Here is a 23,363-nt window from a genome sequence, read left to right on the forward strand (position 1 = left end):
GACCGGTGTCGGGGAGTTCGGAGCCTGGTGCGCGAGGATGGTCGGCATGGGTTCGGTGGCCGAGTTCGTCGATCTTCGGCGGGAGGTGGAGCGGTTACGGGCGGAGAACGCCCGGCTGGGACGTCTGCTGGAGCTGCGCGGCCAGGACACGTCTGTGGCGCCGGAGCAGTTGTCCGCGCCGGTGGAGCCGCCGGGGCTGGTCACCATGGCGTCGCCGACTCGGGACAAGCTGGCGTTGTTCGCCGACCGGTTCCGGGCCCGGGCCGACGTGTACGTCGTGCGGTGGGACAACGCCCGTACCGGCGCTGCCGGTTGGATGCCCGCGGTCGCCGGTGGCTGGCGTAAGGGGATGGACCGGCGGGGTGCCGCCTACCTGCCGCGGACGACGGAGGTCGTCGCGGCGCATCTGGTCGGCGACGTGTTCATGGGCCTGTACCCGCTGATGCCCGGCAACACCTGCCACTTCCTGGTGACCGATTTCGACGGGCCGACGGCGATGCTCGACGGCCTCGCGTACGTGAAGGCGGCACGAGCCAGCGCGGTGCCCGCCGCGTTGGAGATCTCCCAGTCAGGCCGCGGCGCCCACGTATGGGTCTTCTTCACCGGCGCTGTTGCCGCCGTCACCGCACGCGCCGTCGGCACCGTCCTTCTGCGTGAGGCGATGGTGCTACGCGGGTCGATGGACCTCCGCTCGTACGACCGGCTGTTCCCCAACCAGGACGTGCTGCCCGAGGGTGGCTTCGGCAACCTCATCGCCGCACCCCTGCAGGGCCGCCGCCGCAAGGATGGGCTGACCACGTTTCTCGACCTCGGCACGCTCGAGCCGTACGCCGACCAGTGGGCGTTCCTGTCGACGCTGGATCGACTCAGCCCCGGCGACGCCGAACACATCGCCAGGCAGGCCAAGCAAGCCGTCACCGGTGCCGATGTCGCCACGATGAGCCGGTCCGCCGCGACGCAGGTCCATCCTCCGCTCCCTCCGGTCGTCTGGGCGGAGGCAGGCGCCGGGCTGAGCATCGACGCGGGACAGCTGACCCCCGCCGCGCTGGCGACGTTCAAGCACGCCGCCGCCATGGCCAACCCGAAGTTTTACGAGCTGCAGCGACTACGTAAGTCCACCTGGGACACCCCACGCTTCATCCAGGGCTACGACCTCACCCTCGATGACCGCCTGGTACTCCCGCGGGGACTGCGGCACACCATCGCCACCATCGTCGAACGCGCCGGATCGCGGCTGGCAGTCACGGACGCACGAAACTCCGGCACCGAGATCGACATCGCGTTCACCGCCGAACTCACCAGCAGACAGGCCACCGCGGTCGGCGCACTTCTCGCCCACGACGACGGGATCCTGGTCGCCCCACCCGGCTCCGGCAAGACCGTCATGGCCTGCGCCGTGATCGCCGAACGCAACACCTCCACCCTCGTCCTCGTCGACCGCAAGGCCCTCGCCGACCAGTGGCGCACCCGCATCCAACAGTTCCTCGGCATCAAGCCCGGTCAACTCGGCGGCGGCCGACGCAAGCTCACCGGCACGGTGGACATCGCACTGCTGCCCTCCCTCGCGCGGCGCGACGACGTCGCCACCCTGGCCAACGGGTACGGGCACGTCATCGTCGACGAATGCCACCACCTCGGCGCCGCCGCATATGAGCACTCGGTCAAACGGATCGCCGCGCAGTTCTGGCTCGGCCTCACCGCCACCCCCACCCGACGCGACGGCCTCGGCCAACTCGTCACCTGGCAACTCGGACCCGTCCGCCACACCCTGACCGACGAGGAACAGGGCACCCTCGCGGCAGCGATGCACGCTGACGCCGGCCCCCGACGAGCGCTGTTCCTCCACGAGACCACCTTCCAGCCCGGCGACGTCGACCTGGACGCGCCCGGCGCGCTCGCCGAGGTACACCGAAGGCTGGCCCTCGACGAGCCACGCAACACCCAGATCGCCGATGATGTCGCCGCAGCCCTGACGCGCGGGCGCAACTGTCTCGTCCTGACCCGACGGGTCGCCCAGGTCGAGGCCCTCACCGCTCTGCTCGCCGCACGCGGACACCAGCCACTCGTGCTCCAAGGCGCGATGAGCACCCGCGACCGGCGGACCATCGTCGACCGGCTCGACGGCGCCAAGATCGGCGACGGCCTGCTCGTCATCGGCACCACACCGTTCATCGGTGAAGGCTTCGACGCCCCCGCCCTCGACACCCTCTTCCTCGCCGGCCCGATCTCCTACGACGGCCTGCTCGTCCAATGCGCCGGCCGCGTCATCCGCGCCGCCCCCGGCAAGGACCTCGCCGAGGTCCACGACTACCACGACCCGGCCGCCCCCATCCTCGCCGCCTCACTCCCACGCCGCATGCCCGGATACCGAGCCCTCGGGTTCACCAGAACATGAGTGCATCCGATCTGGCTGGTCCCGCCGGCTACGGGGATACAACAAGAGGCCAAGCGCGCTTGGCCTAGCGTAGTAGGCTACGGGCATGGGCCGGTTCTCCGAGGATGAGCTGCATGCGGTGGTCTCCCGGTACGAAGCGACGCGCGCGGCCGCGTTGACCGAGCGGGACGAGCGACTACGGGCGTTTCACGCGGCCGGCTGGCGGCCGGTGGATCTGCAGCGGGTCACCGGGTACAGCCGGGAGACGATACGCCAGGCGCTACGACCGGAAGTCCGACGGGCGACCAACATCAGCCGGCGCCGGACATCGCCCCAGCCGCCAGCGGACTACCAGCCCTACGGCGACCGGAAGCCCTACGTGATCGCCGAAACCCTCGCCGAACTGCACGGCCCGACCGATGGCACGGTGACGCTTCCGCGTCATCTCGACTGGTCCGGGCACCCCGAGTACGACCTGAATCGGGCCGCACGCCTCGCCAGCATGTACAAGGTGGTGCTCACCGAAGCCGCCACGGTCGAGGATCTCAACACCTGGCTCGACGCCGACCTCCTCCGGCGGCTCTGGCCCACCCTCTGGCTGCCACCCCAGCTCCGCCAGCGCTGGGAAGAAGCCTTTCCCGAACTCGCCGCCACCCGCAGCAACGCGGCATAGCGGTGGACCCCTTCCACGAACGCCTCGCCCGTACCGGACTCGCGGCAGCCGATCGATACGGCTTCGCGCTGGCCGGCGGCTACGCGGTCCAGGCCGCCGGGCTCGTCGAGCGACCAAGCGAGGACGTCGACCTGTTCACCGCCTGGGACCGCCGCGACGAGTTCACCGCCGCGGTCGTTGCCGTCGTGCACGCCTATCGAGACGACGGCCTGACCGTCGAGACCGAGCGGCAGTACGACACCTACGCCCGGCTGGCCGTCACCGACGGTGTCCGGGTTTCCAAGGTCGAACTCGGCGTGGACTGGCGCGCCAACGAACCGATCCTCATGGCGATCGGACCGGTCCTGCACCCCGACGACGCGGTCGCGAACAAGATGAGCGCCCTCTACGGACGAGCGTTCGCCCGGGACTTCATCGACATCGACGCCACGCTCCGGTCCGGCCGCTACACCCGCGACGCCCTTCTCGCTCTCGCGCAGCGCGCCGACCGTGGCTTCGATCCGCGCATCTTCGCCGACGCTCTCGGACAAGCCACCCAGCTCGATCCCGACGACTTCGCCCAATACGGCGTCACCGGCCACGCGCTGGACAATCTCCATAACCGATTCGCCGAATGGCGTCGCGAACTGCTCGGCGAGTAGAGATCCGCTCGACTTACCACTGCTCGGTCCGCTGATCCTGCGGCACTCCGTTGACGTTCGAAAGGCACCCTTCACTCTTGATCCAATCAAGAATGACCAGGACAAACGCCGCTTCAGCAATAGATCACAGCAGCGCCGCTAAGCCTCGATCCACCGACGCGGTTCGTGATGGTCGCGTTTGAATAGCTCTGATATCGGGTGGTTTTGGGGTACGGCGGAATTGCCGATTACGTGGTCGGCTTGCTCTGGGCAGGTTGTGCTGGAGTGGGGTGGGGTTCGTGGCTTGTGGTCGGGCCGCCTGGTTCCGGTCGGTATGCGGCGGTCAGTCGGGTGCGGTACGGATGGCGGTGAACAGATTCTCGAACGCGGGTTGCCAGGGCCAGTGCTCGGGTAGGTGCAGGTGGATGGTGCGGGCCCGGTGCGCGAGGCGAGCGGCGACGGTGACGATCCGGGTCCGGATCGTGGTGGTCCGGGCGGTCGTCCAGGCGCCGGCGGCGAGGTGACCGGCGGCCCGGGTGAGGTTGTGGGCGATGCCGGCGCAGGTCAGCCAGGCGGCGTTGGCGTTGAACCGGCCGGACGGCAGGTGCGTGAGAGGGCCGGCGATCAGGTCGGCGTTGATCTGCTCGATGACCGCGTGCTGCCGGTGCTGGGCTTCGGCCTGCACGAGGGTGAACGGGCTGTCGGTGAACACCGCGTGATATCGGTAGTTCGGTAGGAGTTCTTCCTGGCCCGGGGCCTGGGTAGGGTCGTCGCGGCGGATGCGGCGCACGATCAGCCGGGCGGTGACGGCGTGCCGGGTGCCGGCGAAGGCGGTGTAGGTGGTCTCGGCGATCTGCGCGTCGGAGATCCACCGCTGCTCGTCGTCGTCCCAGACGGCCTGCGGGTAACGGATGTTGATCCACTGGTCATCGCCGATGCTGTCGCAGGCGGCGCGGATCTTGGTGTCGATGCGGGTGGTGACCGAGAACCGCACCTGGTGGCGCCGGCAGGTGCTGATGACCGCCTTGGCGTAGAACGCGGAGTCGGCCCGCACCACGATCTCGCCGGTCGCGCCGCAGGCACGGGCGGTGGTGATCGTCTCGGCGATCATGCTGGCAGCGCCCTTGCTGGAGCCGGTGTTACCCGAACGCAGCCTCGTGGTAGCGACGACCGGCGCCGTCAGCGGGGTGGACAACGTCGCCACGAGGGGGTTGTAGCCGCGCAACCAGACGTTGTAGCCGCCGACCTTGGCGTGACCGAACCCGATGCCCTGCTTCTGTTTGCCGTAGACACGGCGCAGCATCGAGTCGATGTCCACAAAGCACAGCGTGTCCGCGCCGGCCAGTAGCGGTGTCCGGGCGGCGAGGCCGACCAGAGTGTCGCGGGCGGCGGCCTGTAACTGCCGCACATGCCCGTGGGTGAACGTGCGCAGGAACGAACCGAGCGTCGAGGGCGCGTACACGCTGGTGAACAGTGACCGCATCCCGCCGTGCCGGGCCACGTCAAGGTCATCGATGCTGTCCGCGCCCGCGAGCATCCCGGCCACGATCGTGGCGACCTTCCCGGCCGGATTCGCGCCCTTGTCCGTCGGCAGACTCACCCGGTCGGCGACCGCATCGTGCAGACCGGCCTGCTCGGCCAGACGCATCACCGGAACAAGGCCGGCACACGACACCAGATTTGGATCGTCGAACGTCGCGCGCACCACCGGCGCGTCATAGCGTAATCTCACCTGCGAAGTGCCCTCTCGAACCGACCGATAGAAGCGTCAACACTCCTATCCTTCCAGTTCAGGGGGCACTTTCTATACCCGGGGTCCCGCCGGTTCGACCTTCATCGGTGGATCGAGGCTAAGCGACAGGCCAACGTGGGGAGCATGCGGAAAACCGCCGGTCATCGGCCTGCATAAACGGGCAGCGACCGGCATTAGGAAACCGATGCTCTATCCCCTGAGCTACGAGGGCCGGACGATCGATACCGCTCGGCGGCGGCTGTCAGCGTACCGCAGGAAGCTCCCGGGGTGATCAGCGCTGGCACCGCCACCAGCGGATCACACGCCGACCGCACGTCGCCGGGCCGGCCGGGCCGGCCGGCACCGGCGGTCACGGTCGCGCGACGCCGTTCACCTACGGTCACCGGCTGCGGAGCACACATCGCACACATCAGCCAAGATCATCTACCGGGCTGGGGGCCCGCTGACCAAGGGTCCCGTCCCGGGGCCCGCAACTCTGGTGCCGATCTTGACGCTGTCAGCCGCACACCGAATGTATGTCCTGGCGAAGCTGCGGTGACCCACCCACTACAGGTGCTAGCATTGCTCTCATTGGCTCGGTGGCGGGAGAAGCGATGGCGGCCCTCAGCATCAGAGATCTCGACGACACGGTGCGGGAAAAGCTGCGTCTCCGCGCTGCACAGCACGGCCGATCCATGGAAGCCGAGGTCCGGCACATCCTCACCGCGGCCGTCGCCGAGGATGTGCCGGCAACCGATCTGTTCAGCGCACTCACCGATCGATTCGCCCGACTCGGCGGCGTCGAACTGGATCTACCGGCCCGTTCCACGCCACCCCGGGCGGCGAGCCTGCCCGAGTGATGATCGTTCTCGACACCAACGTCGTCTCCGAACTCATGCGGGCCGAGCCCGCGCCAGCGGTGGTCGCGTGGCTCCAGCAGAGTTCGAACGCCGGGTTGTACACCACAGCCGTCACCGTCGCCGAGATCCGCTACGGCATCGCTCGGCTGCCGGAGGGCCAGCGCCGGGAATCACTGCACCAAGCCGCCAATGAGATCTTCGCCGCCTTCCCCCGCCAGGTACTGCCCTTCGACCTGGCTGCAGCCGGCGCCTACGCCGACGTAGTCGCTGGCAGGGAAAGGCTGCGCCACCCGATCGACGGCTTCGACGCCCAGATTGCCGCCATCTGTCGTACCCGAACTGCCGCCCTCGCCACCCGTAACGCCAAGGACTTCACCGACACAGGGATCGAGGTTATCGATCCTTGGCAGGACGCGATCACCTGAGACGGTCACCCTGCCAGCCTCCGCGGAAGCGCTGTGGCGCGCGGCGCTTCACCCGCCACATGACGCTCGTCGCAGTGCGTGGCGGAACGGAGCGGACGCGCGGCATCCACCTGCGCGATGCGCACATCTGCCGCTCGGGGGGACTGGTCGTGCGGGAAGGCGGCGATGGCGGCGACGGTAGTGGCCGCGGGCCGCCGGGTCGTCTGGCGACACCGGAGCCGACCGGTGGTCACGAGGTGCAGCACGGCGTGCAGGTTGGTCTGGGCGGACGCGGCAGTCGCCCGGATCTGTTCAGGCATTCAGGCCTGCGAGGTTGAGGCGTTCGAGCAGGCTGGGCTTGCGGGCGTGCACCGCCCGCAGCTCGGCCAACCGGTTTCGGAACGATGAGCTGTCCCCGTCGCGTTCGCCGAGGTCGCGCAGATCGACGAGGAGTTGAACAGCGGTGTCGTACTCGCGGGGTTTCTTCGTGGCGATGAGTTCGGCGACCCGCTGCCAGGCGGCGGGTTGGTCGACCGCGAGGGTGTCGAGGTGCCGTTGCCGGGCGGCTGCTGCGGACCGTTCCCGGCGAGCCCGGTCGCGTTCGCGCCGCTCGGCGTCGAGGCGTTCCCGTTCGGCGCGTAGCTTCCCGGCGGTGGCGAGTAGTTCCCCGGCGGTGCGGGCGGCAGCCGGGGTGGGCATATCGGTGCGGTGTGCGTCGCGGTAGCGACGTAGCAGTCGGCTGCGCAGGTGACTGTCACTGTCGGTGATCAGGTCGGCCAGGATGGCGTCCTTGTCCCGGGCTGGCAGCCCGACGACCCAGGTGCGGAGTTGCGCGGCGGTCGGTTCACCGGGGGCGACCGGAGGCGACCCGGCCGCCGCGGCTGCGATCAGGTCAGGGTCGACGCGCAGGAACTCGGCGACGGCGGTGAGGGGCGCGTCGAGGGTGCCCAGGCCGGCCGGGACGGGCGGTTCGGGCTCGTCGTCGGCGATCTCGGCAGACTGTACGCAGCGCAGCCAGGCCAGGTAGAGCAGGCGCAGGTCGCCAGCGGCGAGGCCGGCCCGGACCGGGATGATGGAGGTGAGCAGGCCGTGGCCGTCGAGGTCCCACTCGTCGGTGCCGTCCTCGTCCTCGTCGTGGAGGTCGATGATGACGTGCTTGCCGACGGTCCAGACGGACGCGCTGTCGCCCTGGCAGTACCGGGCGACGGTGGCGGGGTCGAGCACGTGTTTCGGCAGCCGCAGCATGAGCTGGCGGGTGCCCCAGTTCGCCAGGTACAGGTGCGCGTCGAAGTACCGCTCCATCAGCGTGCGCGGGTCGCCCTTGAAGTCGCCCCACTCGTAGGTGTTCACGAAGCTGGTCGCGGTGATGTCGGCCCGGGTGGACAGCGACCGCAGCGCGGCCCGCTCCCGGTCGCTGAGAGGCCGGTCGACGGCGGTGAACTCGTAGTACTGGTACTCGCTCACTGCCGGCCTACCTTCCGGCCCAGTGCCGGTAGGCGTCGATCCACCCGGCGCCGCCCGACGCGGGGGTGGGCAGCGGCAGGTCGAGCAGGTCGATACTCTGCCGGTAATGGCGGACGCCGAAGACGGTGGTGAACGGCACCACCAGATGCTCCTCGGTCATCGCCTCCTGCGTGGCGTTGTCCTTCGATGCCATCGGCGGAGGCTACCGGACCGGTGCCGGGAGTTCGAAGTCTGGTACACGAGAATGGTCGGCATGGGTTCGGTGGGCGACACGACTTCGTCGGTCCCGCACGTGGCCAGCCTGTCCGATCTTGGGACTACCGGTCGCGCCGGCCAGGGCTGCGGGCCGCAGTGCCTGACCAGGCGCAGCAGCCCTGGACGCAGGTTCCACGGTCGCCTCGGAGACCCTGACGCCTCGCGCGTCTCGCCACCTTCCGGGGCCGGCTGGGTAGGGTAGATGGCTGTTCGCGTCCTGTGGAGGAGAACGATGACCGCGCAGCCATCCAAGCCCACGTTCGGTTTGGACGATTTCGGGCTGGACGACCGGATGCGGCTGTTCGGGTACGTCACGGCGGAGAACCGGTTCGCCTACCTGTGGCTGCTGCGGGCGTTCGACTCGGCGCGGTCCAGCTATCACGTGGTGCTGCACACCTCCGACGTGGCTGCCGCGCTGGCGGCGCTACACGAGACGCACGCCGACTGCCCGGCCCCGGCCGGGCTGGAGTTGCCGCGACTGCTCGACGCTCTGGTGGAGTGGGGGGTACTCGACCGGGGGCAGGACGGTTCCCGGGCCACGACGCTGGCGGAGTACCGCAACCGGCACTCGGTGTATCAGTTCACCGAGGCCGGATACCGGGCGCACCGGGCGGTGGAGGCGGTGCTGTCGGCGAGCATGGACGACTCGACGCTGTCCCGGCTGGTCTTCGCCGACCTCCTCGCCGACCTCACCGCGCTCGCGGTGGCCAACGAGGCCGGGGACGCCGAGGAGGTCTACCGCAAGTTCAACCGGCTGGACCGGGCGTTGGCCGACATCGCCGAGCGGGCGGCGCGCTTTTACCACATGCTGGGTGACCTGGGCCGGACCAACGACGTGCGGCCGGAGGTGTTCCTGGCCCACAAGGACGCGCTGCTGGCGCACCTGCGGGACTTCCACGACGAGTTGCAGCGGTACACACCCCGGCTACGCGCGGCGGTGCACGAGGTCGAGGCGACCGGGCTGGACCGGCTGATCGAGGCCGCCGCCGAGGCCGACGAGCGGCTGTTCCACACCCCGGTGCAGCGGATCGAGGACTGGCGGCGGCGCTGGGCGGGGCTGCGGTCATGGTTGGCGCCCCCGGGCCCGGAGCAGCGCAGCGAGGCGGACCGTTTGTCGGACGCCACCATCGCCGCGATCGGTGACGTCCTGGCCCTGCTGCGCCGGGTCACCGAGGCGCGACGTGGCGGGGTGAGCCGGGAGTCGCAGTTACGGCACCTGGCCGCGTGGTTCACCCGCACCGGCACCCAGGAGGCCGCGCACGCCCTGTTCGACATCGTGTTCGGCCTCGGCGCTCCGCGCCACGTCGGGGTGGCGCACCCGGACCCGGAGGCGATCGCCAGCCGGCTGTCGTGGTGGGAGGCGCCGGCGGTGGAGCTGTCCCGCACCCTGGTGACCACCGGCCGGGCACCGGGGCAGGGCCGGGGACGGCCGGCCCGGCTGGACCGGGTCGACGAGCGCCGGCACCGGCTACGCGGCGACCAACTCGCCCGGGAACGCCGGTGGGCCGACGCGGCGACGGCGCTGGCCTCCGAGGGTGTGGACGATCACCGGTTGGACGGGCCGCAGACCCAGGTCCTGCTGCGCCTGCTCGACATCGCGCTGGCCGCTCGGGTGGGCGGCCGAGCCGGGGTGCCGCTGGCGGCCGCCGCGCACGGCGTGCGGCTCACCCTCACCCCGACGCCGGGCGGGTTCACCACGGTGCGCACCGCCGAGGGCCGGCTGCATCTGGACGGGTACGCCCTGACGGTCACCGCCGCGCAGCACACCGCAGTCCGCCGTCCCGAGTTGGTGCCGGCGTGACGGCGGAATCCAACGCTCCCCGGCCGGCGGTCCACCGGTTCGCCGTCGACGTCCCAGAGCTGGAGTTGGCCGACTACCAGCGGGCGGTGCGGCTGGTCCTGCGCCACCCGCTGATCACGGCGACGTGGCCGGACGAGCGGGCGCTGCCCCGGGTGCGCCGGTTCTCCGCCGCCCTGCGCCGGGATCTCGCCGAGGCGTTCGGGTACCGGTTGGAGCTGCACGGTGCCACAGCCCGGCTGGTACGGGCGAAGGACCGGCTCGACGGCACCCAGCCGGCGGTGTCGCGCACCGGGCGGCCGTTCGACCGGCAGCGCTACGCGTACCTGTCGTTGTGCCTGGCGGTGCTGGGCCGTGCCGGGATCCAGATCACCCTCAGCGAGTTGGCGGACTCGGTGGCCGCAGATGCGAACCGGATCACCGGACTGGGGTTGGATCCGGATCACGGCTCGGACCGGCGGTCGTTCGTGGACGCGGTCGGCTGGCTGGAGGAGCGGGGCGTGCTGCGACTGGCCGATGGCTCCAGCGCCGCCTGGGCCAGTGACCCGGGCGCCGGAGAGGCGCTCTACGACGTGGCGCGGGACGTGGTGTTCGCGCTGTTCCGGCCGACCCGGGTGGTGCAGCACGTCGACTCGGTGTCGGCGCTGCTGGACCGGGCGATGAGCAGCAGCGGCAACGCCGAGCGCCGGCAGGCGGCCCAGGCAGCCCGGCGGGCGGTGGTGGAGTCGCCGGTCGTCTACCACGCCGACGTCGAACCGGCGGTCGCCAATCATCTGCGCGGCTCCGCGCTCGCCGCCGACCTGGCCCGGCTGACCGGGCTGCGGGTGGAACGGCGGGCCGAGGGCGTGCTGCTGGTGGACACCGCCGGGTTCACCGCAGAGCGGTTCCCGGGCACCGGCTCGGTGGCACAGGCCGCGGTGCTGCTGGCGGCGGAGATGGCCGACCGGGTGGCCGATCCCGACGGCCGCCGGGTCAAGCGGCTCGCCCCGCCCGACGGGCACGCCCAGCAGCAGGCGCTCGTAGGCCACATCGATGCCAGCCTGCCCACGGCCACCCTGGTACGCCTCGACGACGCCGACCCGGACAAGGACTGGACTGTCGAAGGCGAAAGCGGCCCCGACGAGGCCGACGGCACCGGCCGGTTGCCGTTCATCACCGACAGCTTCCTGCGTTCCGCCGTCGGGGAGATCCTGCAGCGGTACGGTACGGCGTTCGGGGCCCAGTGGCACGCCGACCCGGACCGGCTGCGCGCCGAGGCCGTCGCGCTGCTGGAACGATTCGGCGCGGTCACCGCCGTGCCGGGCGGGGTGCTCGTCCGGCCGCTGGTCGGTCGCTACCGCCACACCGTCGCCACGGTGAAGCCCCGCGCCACCACCGAAACCCTGTTCTGAGGAAAGTCGATCGTGATCGAGCAACGTGCCGTCGGCCGGTTCGCCCCGACCCGGGCCGGGATCATCAACCTGTGGGACTACCGGGACGAGGAGTTCATCTTCGTCGACGGGTGGCTGGTGCTGCGCGGGCCCAACGGCTCCGGCAAGACCAAGGCGCTGGAGGTGCTGTTCCCGTTCGTCCTCGACGGGCGGATCGAACCGCGCCGGCTCAACCCGTTCGCCAGCGAGGACCGGACGATGAAGTCGAACCTGCTCTACCGGGGGCAGGAGGTCACCCACGCGTACGTGTGGATGGAGTTCGGCGACGGCGAGCAGTACGTGACCGTCGGCATCGGGTTGCGGGCACACCGGCACGTCGACCGGGTCACCCGCTGGCACTTCGTGGTCGACGGCCGGGTCGGGGTGGACTTCTCCCTGCTGGACGCCGACGACCGGCCGCTGAACCGCCGCGACCTGATCGACCGGCTGGGCGCCGAGGCGGTTCGGGACTCGGCGGCGGACTACCGGCAGCTCGTCGACGACCGGCTGTTCGGCCTCGGCCCGGCCCGCTACGAGCAGCTGCTGGACCTGGTGCTGACCCTGCGCAAGCCGCAATTGGCCAAGGACCTCAACCCGGTGGAGTTGTCCCGCACGTTGCAACGGGGGCTGCGCCCGGTCGAGGACCACCTGCTGGTGGAGGCCGCCCGCTCGTTCGACGACATGGAGGCGGTCGCCCGTACCCTCGAAGGGCTGGTGGCGGCGGACGGCGCCACCGCCGCGTTCCTGACGGTCTACTCGACCTATCTGCGCACTCACGCGCGGGCGGCCGCCGATGCCCTGACCGCCCGCCGCGACGCGGTCGCCACCCGGTCGACCGCACTCGACGACGCCCGTCACGCTGCCGACGCCGCGGCCGAGTCAGCGACCGAGGCGGGTGAGCGGCTTCGGGCTGTCGAGGGCGAGCCCGGACGGCTCCGCGCCCACCTGGACAGTCTGAAGGCCTCAGCGGCATACCAGTCCCACGAGCAGCTCGCCGACCTGCAACGACACGTGCACGACCTGGCCGAGGCGGCCGGGCGTGCCGACGAGGCCGTCGTCGCCGAGGAGAGCGCGATGGCGCGGCGGCGTACCGAATGGGAACGGGCGACGGTCGCGGCCCGGGACACGCGGACGGCGGCCGATCGGCTCGCCGCCGATCTCCTGCTCGACGCCGAGGCGGCCGGGATCACCTGGAGCGCCGACGACACCGCCCCGGACGACCTGGCGGCCCGGATCACCGCGCGGGCTGCCGCCCGGCACGACGACGTGCGCGCCGTCCGCGCGCAGGTGGCGCGGCACGACCAGGCCGACCGGGACCACGCCCGGGCCGCCGCCGACGCGGCCGGCGCCTCGGCCGCCGCCGTCGACGCCGAGCAGGCCGAGCGGCACGCCGAGGACGCCGTCGCGCAGGCCCGCGCCCGGCTGCGCGCCCAGCTACAGCAGTGGGCGCAGGGCAACGCCGGGCTGCTGGCCGACATCGCCCGCCCGGACCTGACCGAGGTACTGGCCGCCGTCGTGGACGCCACCGGCGAGCCGGGCGCGCGGACCCTGCGCGAGGCGTACGCCGAGGCCACGGCTACCACGGTGGCCGAGCGGCGGGACCGGCTCGCGGCGCTGGCGGCGCAGCGCGCGGCGCTGGCCGACCGGCGGGCCGAGGTGGCCACCGAACGGGACCGGATCGCCGCCGAGCACGACGACGCGCCACCCGTCCCGGTGACCCGGCCCGCGCCACGCGCCGGCCGACCCGGGGCGCCGCTGTGGCGGCTGGTCCGTTTTGCCGACGGTGTGACCGGCGCGAACGCGGCGGCCGTCGAGGCGGCGCTACACGCGGCCGGGCTGCTGGACGCCTGGCTGCATCCCGACCCTGGGACCGCGACGGCCGCGCTGGCCGGCGACGACCTCGACGGCTACCTGCTGCCGCTGCCGCCGCACCGGCGGCCCACCGAAGCCACCCTCGCCGACGTGCTGGCACCCGAGAAACAGGACGACGTGCCGGCCGCACGGATCATCGAGGTGCTCACCTCGGTGGCGCTGGCCGACGTGACCACGCCCGACGCCGCGCCGGTGATCGGCGTGGACGGCCGGTACGTCCAGGGCATCGCCGCCGGACGGTTCGCCAAGACCTCCTGCGAGTACATCGGCGCGACCGCCCGGGCCACCCGCCGTGCCGCCCGGGTCGCCGAGTGCGACCGGCTGCTGGTCGTCATCGACGCCGACCTCGACGCGGTGGACCGCGACCGGGCGTCCGTCGAGGCGCTGCTGGCGGCGGTGGACGCGGCCGCCGCGCACCTGCCGGCACCCGCGCCGGTCCACACCGCGCTGCGTGAGCTGGATCGGGCCGCCGCGACGCTGCGCGCCCGGCAGGAGGCCAGCGCGGCCGCCGCCACCCGCCTCGACCAGGCCCTGGCCGAGGCGGCCGCTGCTGCGGCCGCGCTGCGCCGGAGCACGGCAGAGCGGTCGCTGCCGGTCGACCGGCTCGACGACACCGCCGAAGCGGTGAGCCGCTTCGAGAAGCGAGGGGTACGCCTGGAGGGCGCGCGGACCGCCGCCGCGCGTGCCACCGAGCAGGAGGACCAGGCCCGGCAGCGCCACGACGAGGCAGTCGACCGGTTCACCGCCGCGGCGGACACGGCACGCACCGCCCTCGTGCGGCACCAGGAGAAGGCGGAGGCGTACCGGACGTTGCGCGACAGCGTGGGCGTCGACGCGGAACGGGTGCTGGCCGACGTGGCCCGGACCGCCGACGCGATCATCGAGGCGGAACAGGCCGTCGAGCAGGCCCGCACCGCACTCGCCACTGCCCGGGAGCGGCGGATCGCCGTGCTCACCCGGGTGGAGTTGGGCGAGCAGGCCCTGGTTGCCGCCGTCACCGAGGCGCAGCACGACGCCCAGCGGCTGCGCCCGTACGCCCAGCCGGACCTGCTCGGCATGCTGCGCTGTCCGACCGACCTGCGTTGGCCGGCGCAGACCTCGGAGGACGAGCTGCATCCGCAGGTGGCCGCCCTGCACGAGGCGATCCTCGCCGCCACGCGGGAGCTGAGCCCCACCGAGACGTCGCTGAAGCAGAGCGCCACCCGCCTCACCACCGCGCTGACCGAGTTGCAGGCGCAACTTCCCGCCGCCGGCCTCGATCACCGGCCCGAGTGGGACACCGACGACGGGGTGATCGTGGTCCGGGTCGCCGACGAGCAGGGCTTGAGCCCGGTCGCGCACTTCGCCGACCGGATCGCCCGCGAGCGCCGCGACCAGGAGCAACTGCTGACCGACTCCGAGCAGCGGGTGCTGGAGGACGCCCTGCTCGGGCAACTCGCCCGGCAGATCCACCACCGGACCATCGAGGCCCGTGACCTGGTGGCGGCTATGGACAGCCAGATGCGGGCCCGACGGATGTCCTCCGGGCTCACCGTAGGCGTCGGCTGGCGGCTCGCCGACGACCTCGACGCCGAGCAACGCGACGTCTGCAAGCTCCTCGAACGCGACCCGGCCCGGCTCGGGCCGGCCCAGCTCACCACCATGCGCCGGCACTTCGCCGCCCGGATCAAGACGGCGCGGGCCACCGCGCCCGAACGGCCCTACCGGGAACTACTCGGCGACGTCCTCGACTACCGGCAGTGGCGGACGTTCGCGTTTACCCTGCACCGGCCCGGCGGCGGCACGGAGGCGCTGACCCGGGCCCGACACAGCCAGCTCTCCGGCGGCGAACAGTCGGTCTCCCTGCACCTGCCACTGTTCGCCGCCGCCAACGCGCTGTTCGGCTCGGCGCGACCCGATGCACCCCGGCTGCTCGGCCTCGACGAGGCATTCGCCGGCGTGGACGACACCGGACGGGGTGAGCTGATGGCCTTGGCGAAACAGTTCGACCTGGACCTGTTCATGACCGGCTACGACCTCTGGGCCACCCACCCGGCGGTCAGCGGCGCCGCCCACTACGACCTGTCGCACTCCGCCGTGGAACACGCCGTGTCGACGGTGCTGCTGGTCTGGGACGGCACAACCAACATCGCCGACTTCGACGGAACCCTGGCCCGTGCCCTCGGCTCCCCGGAGACCCGCCGCGCCCCCGGTGTTCGCGACGAACCTAAGCGGGCCGGCGTGCTGCTCGACCTCACCGACGAATGACCGACGGGCGCGGCGAACGGCCGTCGGACCGGTCCGCCGCACATCCGTCGCTCATGCCGGCCGGGCGGGATCGGCCGGGCGGTCCGGCGGGTCTCGTCGAGCAGCCCGGCTGGCGGCGATTGCTGGCGGCCGCCCGGCGCAGCCTGGAACGCAGCGGTGGCCGGCTCGACACCACTGTGACGCTTTCCATCCCCACCGACGACGAACGTCTCGTGATCATCGGCATCACCGGCACCCACCGCTCGGCCGCAGCGGCACGCCTCAGCGTCCGACTCGGCGCGGTGGACGAGCACCTTCACGCGGCGCACGGAGTCGGCCTGATCGAAGTGCTCACCGCGACGGCCCCACTGCGCAACCGACCGTCCGACCTCAAACGCGAGGCGGTGGCCCGCGATGCCGTCCTCGCTGCGGCCCACGAGGGCCGACACGCCGGCACCGCCTGGTACGCCGAGTGGCTCGACGGGCTGCGCCGCGACGGCACCCTGACCCGCATCGTCCGCGCCGGACTGCCGTTCGAGGATGTGGTCCGCGTCCTGGACGCGCTGCCCGTGGCCGACGAACCGATACCGGTCTTCGCCGATCGGGTGCTGGACGACACGAAGGCCCTCACTGACGGGCCGCTGCGCGGGCTCGTTCTCCGTGCCGTCGCCGCCTGGCAGCAGACGGCGCTCCCGGTCGACGGCGAGCAGGAACGGGCGTTGTGGGAATCGGTCGGTCTGGTCCCGGACGACCTCGCCAGCCAGGTGCTGGTACTCAACGCACCGGCCACCGGCGGGCTGGTCGGGCGGTGGCTGACGGAAGCCGCGCAGGCAGGTGTGCCAATGCGGGTCACCCTGCACCAACTGCGCCTGGCACCGCTCACACTGAACTGCGACGAGTTGTACGTCTGCGAGAACCCCGCTGTGCTGCGCGCGGCCACCACCGCGCTGGGGGCCCAGGCCCCACCGCTGATCTGCACCGAAGGGGTGCCGTCGGTCGCCGTTCACACGTTGCTGAGCGCGGCACAGGGAGCGGTGATCTGGTGGCGCAACGACTTCGACTGGGCCGGCGTACGACTGACCGCGGCGGCTCTCCAGCGGTATCCGGGCGCGGTTCCGTGGCGGATGACGGCGGCTGACTACCTGCCGAGGGCGGGCACCGGCACGGCACTGATCGGTACGCCCACCCGGACGCCGTGGGACGAGTCGCTGGGCGAGTCGATGCGGCGGACCAGCCGCGCGGTGATGGAGGAGCGGCTGCTCGACCTGCTGATCGCCGACCTGCGCGTGAGCGGAGCCGGGTAACGGCTGGCAGGAGTCGACCAACTCACTGGATGCCGCAGGTCGAACGCCGCAGGCCCGGGTAGCCGCAAATCGAAAGAGCGCCTCGTCGCAGATCGAACGTGCGCTGGTTGAGTTGACCGGTCATCGACGAGGTCCGACTCGCTCCGGAACTACTGCTGGCCATCAAGGCAACCCTCGGTGAGGACCCGGTCATCGGCCTGCATAAACGGGCAGCGACCGGTGTTAGGAAACCGGTGCTCTACTCCCTGAGCTACGCGGGCCGGACGATCAACGCCATTCGGCGGCGGCTGTCAGCGTACCGCAGGAAGCTCCCGGGGTGATCAGCGCTGGCACCGCCACCAGTGGATCACACACCGACCGCACATCGCTGCGACGGCCCCCTCGGGCGGTCTGTGTGCGCTGTCGAGCTGACAGCGCGAATGGGGTCGACCTCCGGGCGGAGCGGTTACGCGCGGAGAACGCCCGGCTGGCACGTCTGCTGGAACTGCGCGGCCAGGACACGACTGCGGCACCGGAACGCCCGTACCGGCGCTGCCGGGTGGATGCCTGCGGTCGCCGGAGGCTGGCGTAAGGGTGTGGACCGGCGGGGTGCCGCCTACCTGCCACGTACGACGGAGGTCGTCGCGGCGCATCTGGTCGGCGACATGTTCATGGGCCTGTCCGAGCTGTCCCGGCAGCTCACCTGGTCCGAGGAGTTCCTCGACCTGGCCCACTACCGCGACCAGAGCAGGTACGAAGTCGACGCAGTGCTGGAGAGCAGAGCCGGCCAGGTGCTCGGGATCGGAGTCAAAGCAGCCACCACCGTCGGACCCGACGACTTCCGCGGGCTACGCCGGCTCGCCGACCGCGGCAGGCACAGCCTTTCTCGGGAGGGCATATGACCAGGCCATCGGTTCTCATGATCGGCGCCGACCCATACGTGTTGCGGGCCTGCGAGGCGCACGACGTCGAGACCGTCCTCCTCTGCAACTCCGGCGCCTACGATTCGGGACGCATTCACATGCCCCCCGGCGGGACGATAATCCGGGTCGACGACGTGACCAATGTCGAGGACCTCGTCGGCGGGCTGCACCGCGCCGGCATGGGCGGTCGCTCGTTCGACGCCGTCCAGACGACCTGGGAGTTCTCGGTGGTCACCGCCGCCGTACTCGCCCGCACCATGGGCACCCGCGGCATCGCCCCAGAGACCGCCCTGCACTTCCGGGACAAGTCGCTGCAGAAGAGCAGGTTGGCGGCGGCAGGTGTCCCGGTCGCCCGCACCGAGGTCGTCCACGACCTATACGACGTCAGCACCGTCGAATTCGCTTTCGAACGCGCGGTGCTCAAGCCGATCGCCGGCGGCGGCACCACCTCGACCAGCGTCGTCCGCGACCGCGCCGAGCTGGAGAAGCTCAGCCGTGAGTGCCGCGAGAAGAAGGAGACCGCCCGGACCTTCTTGCTGGAGGAGTTTGTCGAGGGCGACGAGTGGATGGCCGAGGGCGTCGTCCACGACGGCGAGATTCTCTTCTTCGGCCTGGGCGCCTACACCGAGCCTTGCCTGGCGGCGGTCGACGGGCAGGAGCCGCTGTCGCTGCGCCGGCTCGACCCGACCACTGACGCCGACGCCTACGCCGCAACGGAGCCGGTCGTCCGCGACGCGATCGCCGCGCTGGGCCTGCGCGACAGCGTCTTCCACATGGAGCTGTTCCGCGAGAAGGAGACCGGGCGCATCGTCTTCAGCGAGTGTGCGGCCCGTCGTGGAGGCGCCCTCACCCAGGAACAGGTGCTCGCCAAGTTCAACGTCGACCTGGGCGAGGCCGCCCTGCTCTGCGCCCTCGGCCGCAGGCCGCGGCTCGATGTGAAGGTTCACCCGGGTACCGTCGGCTGCGCTGGCCTGTACGGTCCACCCGGAACCATCGTCGACTACCCGGACACCGACGCCCTGATGGCCTTGCCCGACGTCGCCTTCGTGCAGCTGTGGGTGCCGCCCGGCGCCACCCTGAGCAGCAAGTTCTCCGCCTCGGCCGACATGCTCGGCGCAGTCCTGCTGGTCAGTGACTCGGTGGAGGAGTTCGACCGGCGGGTGACCGAGACGAGGCAGTGGTTCGCCAATCGGCTGGCCGTCGCAGACCCGGCCTTGACCGGCGGGCAGCGCTGGGCATGGGTACGCCGGCAGTGGCCTGACCGCAACTACTCCGACAGCCTGTTCCCGCCGGCGTGACCGCCGGCCCGACGACGACCGCATCAGCACGTGCCCTGATCCGTCGCCTACTGCCTCCGACGGGGCCGCAGCGGGCGCTGGCCGGGTCGGTCTTCGCCGTCACCATCGGCGGCGGCATGATGTTCAGCAGCTCGCTGTACCTGACTCGGATCATCGGCAGCCGGTGCCCCGGCCGCCGCCCGGCCGTGGCCGCCCGCGGTACGACGCCATCACGGCAGGGCTGGCCACCGAAGGCCCGCAGTGGCGACACGCAGGACATCCGCCGTCCCCAGCGGCACCTTCGACCGCCCACCGGCGACCACCCGGCCGAACCATAATTCGAGCACTCGGCGAACGCGCTCCGGAGGGATACCCATTCCCTAAATGGCCGCGCCGACATCGGCACAAGAGAGGGTAGGAATTCCGGGCAGAACACACCGCGACCGCAGAATTCGGAGGGTCGCCGCGCTAATCGTTCGATCACCCACCCAGATCCAGATCGACGCCGTTGACGGCCACGTACCGGCCCGTTCTCACTCGCAAGCCCACGGCCTGCACTGTCGTCGTCACGATCTTCTCCGCTCAACGACGAGATCGCCGGACGGCTCTACGTGACGCTGTCGACGGTCAAGACGCATCTGGCGAACGTGCAACGCAAACTGGCCGCCCGCAACCGGGTCGAGATCGCGGCCTGGGCGTGGCGCAACGACGTCTGCTCCCCGACCTGACCGAGCCGGCACGCAAAAGACACACATCACATACCAACTGCCCGCAAATCGACCATGGATCTTCCCGCAAATCGAAAGCGGAAGGTGCCGCAGATCGAAAGTTTGCGGCCTATGCTGGTCCGATCGGGGTGCGGCGGTGCTGCACCTGCTGCGGGTGCAGCACGACGGGGCACGGGTGCTGGGTGCGCTCGGTGTTGATGTCGGCCTCCACCATCGTGGTCGCGCTCAACTGCTGCGCCGGGTCCGGCTCCGGCCGCAGGATCAGACGGGTGCGGCGGGGTAGGCGCGGGTCTCGGCGGCCTTGACCGCGGCCCAGACCGGTTGCCCCGGAGTGAGCGCGAGTTGGGCGGCGGCGGACGGGGTGACGTCGGCGGCGACCTCGATCGGGCCGGTGAGCTGGATGCGCAGGTTGTCGCCGTGCCGCTGGACCCCGGTGATGGTGGCCGGCCAGGTGTTGCGCGGGCTGCCGTCGGGTTGGCGGGGGTGCAGCGCCACCGCGGACGGCGGGAACGCCACGAACACGTCGCCGTCGTGCGGGTCCCCGGCGGTCAGCCGGAACCCGTCACCGAGCCGGACGTGATGCCCGCTGGCGTGCCCGCGGTAGAGGTTGAGGCCGACCAGGCGGGCCACGTAGTCGGTGCGGGGCTGCGCGGTGATGGTGGCGGCGCTGCCCTCCTGCACGACGCAGCCGTGTTCGATGATGACCAGCCGGTCGGCGAGCACCAGGGCGTCGAGCGGGTCGTGGGTGACCAGCAGGGTGGCTCCGGTGTGCGCGGCGAGGTGCCGCTGCAACTGGGCCCGGGTGTCGAGCCGGGTGCCGGCGTCGAGCGCGGCGAGTGGCTCGTCGAGCAGCAGCAGCGCCGGTTCGACAGCCAGAGCGCGGGCGAGGGCGACCCGCTGGGCCTGCCCGCCGGAGAGCTGCCGGGGCTTGTGCCGGGCGTACTCGGCCAGTCCCATCCGGGCCAGCCAGTCGGCGGCCCGCTGCCGGGCCCGCTGCCGGTTCAGGCCCTGCCGTCGGGGGCCGAAGGCGATGTTGTCCAGCGCGGTGAGGTGCGGAAAGAGTAGGTAGTCCTGGAAGACCACGCCGACGGACCGGCGCTCGGGCGGGGTCCAGATCCGCCGCTCGGGGTGGTCGAGGTCGCGGCCGTCCAGGGTGAGCTGCCCGGCCGAGAGCGGGAGCAGCCCGGCGAGGGTACGCAGCGCGGTGGTCTTGCCGGCCCCGTTGGGCCCGAGCAGCGCGACCACCTCGCCGGGGCCGATGGTCAGCGGCAGGTCCAGCCGGAAGTCACCCCGCGTCACCACCAGGTGGGCATCGAGCAGCGGCGACCCGGCGGCAGGTGTCGGTGGCGGTGTGGTCATGACGAGCTGATCCACCGGTCGCGGAGGCAGGCCAGGATCACCACGGAGACGGTGAGCAGGATGAGGCTGAGCACGATCGCGGCCTCCAGATCGGTCTCCAGGGCGAGGTAGACGGCCAGCGGCATGGTCTGGGTCCGACCGGGATAGTTGCCGGCGAAGGTGATGGTGGCGCCGAACTCGCCGAGGGCACGAGCCCAGCAGAGCACCGCCCCGGCCGCGATGCCGGGTGCGACGAGCGGCAGGGTGACGTGGGTGAAGGTGGTCCACCGGCCGGCGCCGAGGGTGGCGGCGGCCTCCTCGTAGCGGGTGTCGGCGCCGCGCAGCGCCCCCTCCACGGCGATGATCAGGAAGGGCATGGCGACGAACGCCTCGGCGAGCACCACCGCCGTGGTGGTGAACGGCAGGGTGATGCCGAACGTGCTGTCGAGCCAGGAGCCGACCAGCCCGCGCCGGCCGAAGACCAGCAGCAACGCCACGCCGCCCACCACCGGGGGCAGCACCAGCGGCACGGTGATCAGTGCGCGGACCACCCGGCGGCCGGGGAACGACACCCGTGCCAGCAACCAGGCCAGCGGGATGCCGAGGACGAGACAGAGCAGGGTGGCCAGCGAGGCGGTCTGCACCGACAGCCGCAGCGCGGTGAGCACGCCCGGTTCGGTGAGTCGCTGCGGCAGGGTGCTCCACGGCGTCCGGACCAGCAGCCCGACCAGGGGCAACACCAGGAAGACCAGTCCGAGCGCCGCAGGCACCAGCAGCCCGATCGGAATCCGCCCGGTACGCCGGGTACGGGTGCGCACGGTGCGGGTCACCGGCTACGGCGCCTGGAATCCGGCTTCGGTCAGCACGGCCTGCCCGGTGTCGGAACGGACGTACTCCAGGAAGGCCCGGGCGGTGGGCTTGTTGGTGGCGTCCTTGAGCAGCACGATCGGGTAGTCGTTGATCGCCCCCGCCGATTCGGGGAACTCCACGCCGTCGACCTCCGCGTCAGCGGCCCGTACGTCGGTGCGGTAGACCAGCGCGGCATCCACCTCGCCCAGGCGCACCTTGGACAACGCCGCCTTCACGTCCTGCTCCAGGGTGACCGGGGTGAGCGCCACGCCGGCCGCGTCCAGCACCGTACGCGCCGCCGCCCCGCAGGGCACCTGCTCGGCGCAGAGGGCGACCTTCGCGCCGGGCCTGGTCAGGTCACTCAGCCCGGTCACCCGGTCGGGGTTGCCCTGCGGTACGGCGATGACGAGCTGGTTGCGGACGAAGGTGGCCGGCTCACCGTCGGCGTTGCCCGCCTCGGTGACGGTGGCCATCGGGGCCGGGGCGGCGGAGGCGAACACATCGGCGGGTGCGCCCTGGTTGATCTGGGTGGCCAGCGCGGAACTGCCGGCGAAGCTGAAGGTCACCTGCACGCCCTGGTGGGCCGCCTCGAAGTCCCGCCCGATCCGGGTGAACGACTCGGTCAGTGACGCGGCGGCGAAGACGGTCAGCTCACCGCCGATCCCGTTCCCGCCGGCCGGTGGGGCGGCGGCGTCGTCGGCGCATCCGCCGAGCAGCGCGAGTGCGGTGACCGCGGCCAGGAGTCGTACTGCCTTCACGAGTGGGCCCTTCCTCTGGTGCCGGCCGGCACGGTGGGTCTCTCCACCACGACGGTGGTCGACTTGATCACTGCCACCGCCACGGACCCCACCTCCAGGCCGAGGTGGTCGACCGCTTCCCGGCTCATCAGCGAGACCAGCCGGAACGGGCCGGCCTGGATGTCGACCTGGGCCATCACCGCGTCCTTGACCACGGCGGTGACGATGCCGCGCAACCGGTTCCGCGCCGAGGACTCGTCGGCCCGCCCGCCGGGATCGGCGGCCTGGGCGCGGACGAACGCGGCCAGCTCGACGCCGTCGATCACCCGGTGGCCGTGCTCGTCACGGCCGGCGGTGAGCCGACCGGCGTCCACCCAGCGACGCATGGTGTCGACGCTGACCCCGAGCAGCTCGGCCGCCTCACCCATCCGGAACATGGTCACGGGCGGATCGTAGCGGGCCGCAGGTACGACTCGGAAGCCCTCATCTCGGCCGCATCCGCGATGCCCTACACGTAGCTGCGGCCGTATCCGCGCCGGGA

The 23,363-nt window shown here is 71.5% G+C and carries 18 protein-coding genes and 1 pseudogene; 12 read left to right on the forward strand and 7 right to left on the reverse strand.

Translation table 11 applies throughout. The features are described 5' to 3' along the window. Window positions 1-46 precede the first annotated feature (46 nt). The 3 genes from ID554_RS10130 to ID554_RS10140 all read left to right on the forward strand — a co-directional run bounded on the left by ID554_RS10130 (window position 47) and on the right by ID554_RS10140 (window position 3,688). Entirely contained in the window at window positions 47-2,395 is a 2,349-nt protein-coding gene (locus ID554_RS10130) for a DEAD/DEAH box helicase (RefSeq protein WP_117231218.1), read from the forward strand. A gap of 85 nt (window positions 2,396-2,480) precedes the next feature. After that, window positions 2,481-3,047 (forward strand): hypothetical protein, encoded by a 567-nt coding sequence (locus ID554_RS10135; protein ID WP_117231216.1) that lies wholly within the window; start codon window positions 2,481-2,483, stop codon window positions 3,045-3,047. A 2-nt stretch (window positions 3,048-3,049) separates the two neighbouring features. Next, window positions 3,050-3,688: a nucleotidyl transferase AbiEii/AbiGii toxin family protein gene (locus tag ID554_RS10140; protein WP_117231217.1), complete on the forward strand. Its 639-nt coding sequence runs from the start codon at window positions 3,050-3,052 to the stop codon at window positions 3,686-3,688. A gap of 322 nt (window positions 3,689-4,010) precedes the next feature. Here ID554_RS10140 and ID554_RS10145 read toward each other — a convergent pair whose 3' ends face one another. After that, window positions 4,011-5,399, reverse strand: a complete 1,389-nt coding sequence (locus ID554_RS10145; protein WP_191088772.1) for an IS1380 family transposase — start codon at window positions 5,397-5,399, stop codon at window positions 4,011-4,013. Between the two features lie 614 nt (window positions 5,400-6,013). Here ID554_RS10145 and ID554_RS10150 point away from each other — a divergent pair. Next, on the forward strand, window positions 6,014-6,259 hold the full coding sequence (locus ID554_RS10150) for a FitA-like ribbon-helix-helix domain-containing protein (protein WP_117230341.1): 246 nt from the start codon (window positions 6,014-6,016) through the stop codon (window positions 6,257-6,259). Continuing rightward, window positions 6,259-6,684 carry a type II toxin-antitoxin system VapC family toxin gene (locus ID554_RS10155; RefSeq protein ID WP_117230382.1) on the forward strand — a complete coding sequence of 142 codons (426 nt, stop codon included), beginning with the start codon at window positions 6,259-6,261 and terminating at the stop codon, window positions 6,682-6,684. The genes ID554_RS10150 and ID554_RS10155 overlap by 1 nt, the downstream gene beginning before the upstream one ends. A 291-nt stretch (window positions 6,685-6,975) precedes the next feature. Here ID554_RS10155 and ID554_RS10160 read toward each other — a convergent pair whose 3' ends face one another. After that, a complete protein-coding gene (locus tag ID554_RS10160) occupies window positions 6,976-8,127 on the reverse strand; it encodes a hypothetical protein (RefSeq protein ID WP_117230343.1) in 1,152 nt (383 codons plus the stop codon). Between the two features lie 7 nt (window positions 8,128-8,134). Next, on the reverse strand, window positions 8,135-8,320 hold the full coding sequence (locus ID554_RS10165) for a hypothetical protein (protein ID WP_117230344.1): 186 nt from the start codon (window positions 8,318-8,320) through the stop codon (window positions 8,135-8,137). A 294-nt stretch (window positions 8,321-8,614) separates the two neighbouring features. On the opposite strand from ID554_RS10165, the gene ID554_RS10170 reads away from it, so the two are divergent. The 7 genes and pseudogenes from ID554_RS10170 to ID554_RS10205 all read left to right on the forward strand — a co-directional run bounded on the left by ID554_RS10170 (window position 8,615) and on the right by ID554_RS10205 (window position 19,898). Continuing rightward, the gene (locus tag ID554_RS10170; RefSeq protein ID WP_117230345.1) at window positions 8,615-10,183 is read left to right on the forward strand and encodes a TIGR02677 family protein; all 1,569 of its coding nucleotides are present in this window, start codon (window positions 8,615-8,617) and stop codon (window positions 10,181-10,183) included. After that, window positions 10,180-11,571: a TIGR02678 family protein gene (locus ID554_RS10175; RefSeq protein WP_117230346.1), complete on the forward strand. Its 1,392-nt coding sequence runs from the start codon at window positions 10,180-10,182 to the stop codon at window positions 11,569-11,571. Before ID554_RS10170 ends, ID554_RS10175 begins: the two co-directional genes overlap by 4 nt. Window positions 11,572-11,583: 12 nt before the next feature. Next, window positions 11,584-15,708: a TIGR02680 family protein gene (locus ID554_RS10180; protein WP_117230347.1), complete on the forward strand. Its 4,125-nt coding sequence runs from the start codon at window positions 11,584-11,586 to the stop codon at window positions 15,706-15,708. Continuing rightward, window positions 15,705-16,991 carry a TIGR02679 domain-containing protein gene (locus ID554_RS10185; RefSeq protein ID WP_117230348.1) on the forward strand — a complete coding sequence of 429 codons (1,287 nt, stop codon included), beginning with the start codon at window positions 15,705-15,707 and terminating at the stop codon, window positions 16,989-16,991. The genes ID554_RS10180 and ID554_RS10185 overlap by 4 nt, the downstream gene beginning before the upstream one ends. Before the next feature lie 656 nt (window positions 16,992-17,647). Then, window positions 17,648-17,839 (forward strand): annotated as a pseudogene (locus ID554_RS32750) (DUF4143 domain-containing protein); the annotation flags it as partial. A 29-nt stretch (window positions 17,840-17,868) separates the two neighbouring features. Next, window positions 17,869-19,191, forward strand: a complete 1,323-nt coding sequence (locus tag ID554_RS10200) for an ATP-grasp domain-containing protein (protein WP_117230349.1) — start codon at window positions 17,869-17,871, stop codon at window positions 19,189-19,191. Window positions 19,192-19,763: 572 nt separating this feature from the next. Next, window positions 19,764-19,898 (forward strand): LuxR C-terminal-related transcriptional regulator, encoded by a 135-nt coding sequence (locus ID554_RS10205; RefSeq protein WP_396888545.1) that lies wholly within the window; start codon window positions 19,764-19,766, stop codon window positions 19,896-19,898. A 261-nt stretch (window positions 19,899-20,159) separates the two neighbouring features. On the opposite strand, the gene ID554_RS10210 is transcribed toward ID554_RS10205, so the two are convergent. The 4 genes from ID554_RS10210 to ID554_RS10225 are packed head-to-tail and all read right to left on the reverse strand — an operon-like array spanning window position 20,160 to window position 23,265. Further along, a complete protein-coding gene (locus tag ID554_RS10210; RefSeq protein WP_117230383.1) occupies window positions 20,160-21,257 on the reverse strand; it encodes an ABC transporter ATP-binding protein in 1,098 nt (365 codons plus the stop codon). After that, entirely contained in the window at window positions 21,254-22,066 is an 813-nt protein-coding gene (locus tag ID554_RS10215) for an ABC transporter permease (RefSeq protein WP_117230351.1), read from the reverse strand. Before ID554_RS10215 ends, ID554_RS10210 begins: the two co-directional genes overlap by 4 nt. A gap of 3 nt (window positions 22,067-22,069) precedes the next feature. After that, window positions 22,070-22,843, reverse strand: a complete 774-nt coding sequence (gene modA, locus ID554_RS10220; RefSeq protein ID WP_117230352.1) for a molybdate ABC transporter substrate-binding protein — start codon at window positions 22,841-22,843, stop codon at window positions 22,070-22,072. After that, on the reverse strand, window positions 22,840-23,265 hold the full coding sequence (locus ID554_RS10225) for a TOBE domain-containing protein (protein WP_117230353.1): 426 nt from the start codon (window positions 23,263-23,265) through the stop codon (window positions 22,840-22,842). The genes modA and ID554_RS10225 overlap by 4 nt, the downstream gene beginning before the upstream one ends. Window positions 23,266-23,363 lie beyond the last annotated feature (98 nt).

This window comes from Micromonospora craniellae, from assembly GCF_014764405.1.
GTDB classification, from domain to species: domain Bacteria; phylum Actinomycetota; class Actinomycetes; order Mycobacteriales; family Micromonosporaceae; genus Micromonospora; species Micromonospora craniellae.